The 5,960-nt window shown below is 41.9% G+C and carries 6 protein-coding genes; 1 reads left to right on the forward strand and 5 read right to left on the reverse strand.

The window, feature by feature from the left end:
* Window positions 1–200: 200 nt before the first annotated feature.
* Entirely contained in the window at window positions 201–470 is a 270-nt protein-coding gene (locus NTU69_09790; protein MCX5803801.1) for a hypothetical protein, read from the forward strand.
* A 102-nt stretch (window positions 471–572) separates the two neighbouring features.
* Here the strand turns inward: NTU69_09790 and NTU69_09795 are convergent, their stop codons facing one another.
* The 5 genes from NTU69_09795 to NTU69_09815 form a co-directional block, all read right to left on the reverse strand.
* Complete coding sequence (locus NTU69_09795) at window positions 573–1,442, reverse strand: branched-chain amino acid ABC transporter permease (GenBank protein ID MCX5803802.1); 870 nt, start codon at window positions 1,440–1,442, stop codon at window positions 573–575.
* A 170-nt stretch (window positions 1,443–1,612) separates the two neighbouring features.
* Window positions 1,613–2,827, reverse strand: coding sequence for an ABC transporter substrate-binding protein (locus NTU69_09800; GenBank protein ID MCX5803803.1), 1,215 nt, complete (start codon window positions 2,825–2,827; stop codon window positions 1,613–1,615).
* Window positions 2,828–2,950: 123 nt separating this feature from the next.
* On the reverse strand, window positions 2,951–4,279 hold the full coding sequence (locus NTU69_09805; protein MCX5803804.1) for a phenylacetate--CoA ligase family protein: 1,329 nt from the start codon (window positions 4,277–4,279) through the stop codon (window positions 2,951–2,953).
* 28 nt (window positions 4,280–4,307) lie between these two features.
* Window positions 4,308–5,258 (reverse strand): NAD-dependent epimerase/dehydratase family protein, encoded by a 951-nt coding sequence (locus NTU69_09810; protein ID MCX5803805.1) that lies wholly within the window; start codon window positions 5,256–5,258, stop codon window positions 4,308–4,310.
* Between the two features lie 57 nt (window positions 5,259–5,315).
* Window positions 5,316–5,894, reverse strand: a complete 579-nt coding sequence (locus NTU69_09815) for a cupin domain-containing protein (protein ID MCX5803806.1) — start codon at window positions 5,892–5,894, stop codon at window positions 5,316–5,318.
* Between the last annotated feature and the right edge of the window lie 66 nt (window positions 5,895–5,960).

Genomic DNA, 5,960 nt, shown 5'->3' on the forward strand with positions numbered 1-5,960 from the left:
CAAGTATCTTAAATTTCATAGAACTTATACCTATAGATTCAGCAAGGCTCTCCGATTGGCTTATAGCTTTAAACACCATGCCTAACCTTGATAAATCTATCCTGTGCATAATCAAGACAGTGAATACTACCAAAATCAGTACCAGATAGTAGAAGTGTATATTAGAGTTAAAGTTTATATTTAATAAACCGGTGATGTTTATGGAAGGACGGGGGATATTTGTCAATCCTGGAATACCCCCAAATAGACCTATCCAGAAATTACTTAGTAGCATTCGTACAAGTTCGGCAAAAAGAAATGTAAAAAGGAGAAAATATGCCCCACTGAACCGTAATGTGAGTAAACCGATAGGAAGAGACATAATCGCTGATGCAATCATTGCTATAGGTAGGGCAGACCAGAAACAAAAGGACAGCCTCATTACCAGTAAAACGGATGCATATGCTCCGATGCCCATGAAAGCGGCATGACCCAGGTTAAGCTCTCCAATATTTAATATGGTGTTTAAACTGCAAGCAAAAATTATATTAGTCAGTAAAGCTATATAACCAATATATACCGCTATACGTTTTTTAATCATGACCTAAAAGTCCTTGAGGTCTCACAATTAATATTATGATGATAAGGGTAAAGGTAAGAACGCTTACTGTAGGAACGTTAAAAAACAGGCAACCAAAACTTTCTATAAAGCCAAGCACAAGACCCCCGAGCATAGCACCAGGGATGCTCCCCATGCCCCCGAGAATCACTACAAGGAAAGCCTTCAAAATAACCTCGCCCCCGAGAAAAGGGTTAATAACGAAAATAGGTGCCATTAACGCACCTGCAGCAGCAGCTAATCCACAACCAATACCAAATGATAAAGCACTTATACGGCTTACGTGTACCCCTTGCAAGGCGGCTGCTTCCTTATCCTGGGCAACGGCACGTATAGCTTTGCCTACTTTTGTCCGAAGAAGAAAGATATTAAGAACTACGACCAAACCTATACCGATAATTATTGCAGCCAGTCTCTCTGCAGTTATAACAACACCTCCCATGTTTATTATGCCTTTAAAAACAGAAGGTACATCTTTATCCAGATCCCCGAAGCATATGACTGCCAACATCTGAAAAACCCAGGCTAGTCCAACAGCTGCAATCAAAGAGGTTAACGCTTCTTTAGGGCGTGTAGTTAAAGGCCGGAAAATAATCTTTTCAAGAAGAACTCCGAGAAATCCCACCATGATTACTGCTGCGATTAATGTTGCAAAATAATTAAGACCAAATAACCCAAATAAGTAATAAGTAACATAACCGCCAAGCATATACATTTCACCGTGGGCAAAGTTAACGATACCCATAATCCCAAAAATCAGGCTAAGCCCAAGGGCAATGAGTGCGTAGTTCAATCCAAGCATTACGCCATTAAGACCGCCCTGTAAAAGTAAAGACAGTTCCATTTCACTTACCTCTTAATTTTTTGCACTAAACTTCATACAATACGCTCAGCATTATCTTTACCCGGTATTTCGTCGTCTATTAGTGTTGAGTAAAAAAGCAGCGGGAAGGCATTTAGCCTTCCTCGCTCTCTTTTTACTACATGAAAATTAACATCTACCTTTATCAGGTTTTAATATTCTGGTAACCCTAATCCTGGCAACGGCAACCATTCTATCTCAACAACCTTACCCCCTCTTGCTTGGGCGAGCATCATGCGGTGCACAAATTGACGATCGATGCCGTATTTTTGCTTTCCAACAAGAACGAAAGGCCCAAATGAGGTATTAAACTTGTGTGTTTTCTCTACAACCTTTGATACTGCATCTGTATCGGTAGTACCTGCTTTTACCATGGCCTGTGTAAAGATTTCAAGCATGGCGTATGAGGTTACGTGATGAGGAGCCAGAGGCTCATTAAATTTTGCCATGTATCTTTTAGCCAAGGCCCTGGTTTCAGGACTACTCTTAGGACCTTCCAAGTCCTGACCATAGGCAAACCACAAACCTTCAGCAGCTTCTGTACCGCATAGCTGGATAATTTGAATAGGGTTTGTACCACACGTCCATGCCTTTGCTCCTTTGTAACCAAGCTCGTAAAGCTGTTTCACTATCATAGCTCCATCACCAGGAGCGGTAACAGCCACATCTATAAGGTCAGGTTTTTTCGCCAGAATCCTTGTAAGAAATGGGTACATGTCCTTCGTACCCCGTTCGAAAAACTCTTCAGCAACTATCTCCATACCATTAGCCTTTGCTGTTTCTCTCACTGCAGCGGCTGTATCCCATCCACTTGTATCATTCGGATTAATCTGGGCTACTTTCTTTATTTTAGGATTGTTCCTTGCTATCCATGTATACATTGCTGGAGCGATCTCGTTCTGAGAAATCGTTTGCCTGAATGAGTAAGGTTTGTCAGGACCCAAGATCTCTTTACCCCACCATAAGCTTGTAGTGATGACCTTTGCAGGCTGGGTAATCGGTAATTCAGCCATTCCGGTTGCTGCAATTACACCACCAATTAAATACTGTATCTTGTCCCGTGATACCAGCCTAGTTGCATTGGCTGCTGCCTCAGAGGGTGAACCTTTATGGTCATAGGATATGGTTTTGATTGTGTATACATCTTTTCCTATTTTAAGCCCACCTGCTTTATTGATGTCTTCAGCAAAAAAGTCATTCATTCTTGAAAGCCCCAGACCCCATCCTGCTGCTGGCCCAGAGAGAGGCAGAGTTGTTCCGACTTTCAGGATTTTTTCTGCCGCTATTACATTATTGACCTGTCCAATCATTAACGGGACAAACAGCATTAATAACGAAAATAAAATTATTATCCTTTTCTGTTTCATTGTAAGGCCCTCCTTTTTATTTTGTGTATTGCTTGAAATCACCTCCTTCGAACACATCCGGTGAATTCCTTGATAACCATATTAGCATATTTCCTCTCCCACCGTTATATTATTACCTATAATCTATTTCTTCTTAACCCGCACTAAAGGTGTTTTATACGCTGTCCTTTCAATCGTCCCAGAAGGAACCAGGTTTGCTTCAATCCTCACGGTTAATAATTCCCTGACTTTATCTTCAATATCCCATTTTAGCTTTTTAGGGTCGTGCTCCGATGATTCTACTTCAATATCCACGGGGATGGGTGAGTCAAAACGGACCTGTCCGGCAAAGTCCTTCACTACTTGGATATATCCGGTAAGTTGAAGTTCGAAATGTTTAACCACTACATCCCTGATTGCGGAAGGAAAAACATTCATTGCCTTGTAGATCAGCATGTCATCAACACGCCCGATGCAGCGGATTCTCGGGGACGTTCTGCCACAGCGGCAATCCACCCCTTCAACACGGATATAATCATGGGAGGCATATCTTATGATCGGGGTCGCCTCTCTCACTATGGTTGTATATATGGGTTCTCCACAAACTCCAGGTTCCCATGGGAGATGAAGTCCGGTCTCCGGATCGGTGAGTTCCACCATCACGTATTTCTGGGCAGTAAAATGCATCCCATTCTCTTCTTCGCATTCTGACCACATACCGGGCATGACATCGGCCAATCCCATGATCTCCCTTACTGTGTCTGCGCCCCATAGCTCCTTGATTCGACGACGTATTGGTTCCTCGCCGAGACCTGGCTCACCTCCACCTAAAATCTTTTTAATTCCCAGGTCTTTTGCATCAATGCCGAGGTATTTCTTGCAGTTCTCTGCCAGATATAGATCAAAAGAGGTAGTCCCGAGGATGGCGGTACAATACATGTTCCGCAATGTTTCAAAAAGTCTCTCTGTTGCAAGTCCACCTGCCCAGACAACCGTTGCTCCGATATGTCTCATCCCTCCAAAATATGGCTCACCACCGGCAAAAATAGGGGTGCCTACCACATGAGCTACAATATCACCCTTCCTTATACCTGCATTATAGGTGAAGGTGGCAAGGGCATCCCTCCATGCTTCCAGGTCTTTCTGGGTAATGCCATAATAGACTGGACGACCCGTAGTACCGGAAGATGATATAACCTGAACGATGTCTTCTGTTTTTGCAACCTGAATAGTACCGAGAGGAGTACCCCTGTCACTTTTTTGCTGTGCATCGCGTATCTCGTTTTTCGTCATTACAGGGACTTTGGTTAAAGCTTCAAATGATGTACAGGAGTCAATCTCTTTTAAATGATTCTTATAGAAAGCAGAGTTGTCCTTGGTATAGGCAAGAAGGGTATTAAATCTGTCAAGCCAGTATTTATGCAATTCATCCCATGGCATTGTTTCAAATTCATGGTTCCAGAAATCGCCCATACATCCTCCCGTTTTAAAAATTTTCCTTTCACGGAGTTCGCATTTTGTTGAACTCTTCTATGAAGTCCCGCACCATATCCTCTAATGAATAGCTGAAATACCATCCCCACTCTTTTTCTGCTTTATCGCCTTTTATGATTCTCGGGATAGTTTTCAGTATATTTATCGCATCGGGATCAGGTTTAAAGGTGATCTTCGCCTCAGGAAAATATCTCTTTACCACGTCCACAAGTTCCTTTGCCGTTGATGGTGGCATTATCTGTCCTACGTTGTACATACGGGTGAAAAGTTTTTCTTCTGGTGCATCGTAGAGCATTATCAAGCTTCTCACTGCATCTTTTATGTACATCATCGGCATTACAGTATCTTCCGGCGCCCAGACCTTGAAAGGTTCCCCTTTAATAGCTGCTTCTATAAGCAAGGGATTATACTGAGCTATACCTGCAGATGCAACACCGGGACCGATGAGTTGGGGAAACCGCACTCCGCGAAAATCTATTCCGAATTTTCTCGAATAATAGAGCCCCAACAACTCACCGAAAACTTTTGTAACCCCATACATGATGATGGGCCTCTGTACAGTCTCTTCGGTAACTATGGTGTCATGACTCACACCATAGGACCCGATAGAGCTTGTAAAGAGAACCTTCTTCACTTGAAATAGTCTGGCAGCCTCCAACACATAGAAAGTACCAAGGGCATTGATGTTCACAGAGGCCCAGGGATTTGCTTCAGAAGGAACGGATAAAATAGCTGCTAAATGGAAAATTGCATCTATTTTGTTATCTTTCACTACATTTAACACCACAGGCCAGTTGCTCACATCCCCTTTCACGAACACAAAATTTTCAGAGGTGATTTTCTTGAATGACTCGTTGAGAAAAAGGTCGAAGACAACAACTTTCTCCCCCCTATTGAGTAATTCTTTTGTCAGGTATGCGCCTGTAAAACCACCACCACCGGTGATTAACACTGCCATACTCTACTCCTTAAAAGGTTTAGATGTTTAGTACCTCTAAACAACATTGGCAAAAAATTACAGCCTCTTGTATGAGTAAATTACTATAAGCAATCTTGCCTTCTTATCCCCTATACTTCTTCCTGAGTGAGGGATATCTGCGTCGAAATAGACACAATCTCCCTCATTGAGAACATGGCTTTTTCCTTTGTAAAAAAACTCTAACTTCCCTTCGAGGACATACAGAAATTCTTCACCTTCATGCCTAAAATCTGCATGGATATCTGCTTTCTGCTCAAATCCAACGGTAACATATAAAGGCTCCATATTTTTGCCTTTTTTATTCGGTGCAAGGTCTTCGTATATATAGCCGTATGCAGTCCCTTGTTTGTCCATCGTTAAATGTTCATTATTCCTGGTAATAGACATCTCCTGATATTGAATAGATTCTGGTGTCTTTGAGAAAAACTCGGTAATATCTACACCCAAAGCCTTTGAAATTTTCGAAAGTGTATAGATCGGTGGTGGATTCTTTGAATTTTCAATCTGCGAGAGATAGCCTTTGGTAAGGCCACTTAATTCTGCTACTTTTTCCAGGGTAAGATTTTTGATTAACCGGATTTCTTTTAATTTCTGGGTGATGATTTTTTCATCCATGACTAAATTTACACTTTTTAATGTTTAGCATTAGTAAACTTCTTTGTCAAAGGATTTTTGCTACTG

The sequence above is a fragment of the Pseudomonadota bacterium genome, assembly GCA_026388215.1.
GTDB lineage: Bacteria > Desulfobacterota > Syntrophorhabdia > Syntrophorhabdales > Syntrophorhabdaceae > JAPLKF01.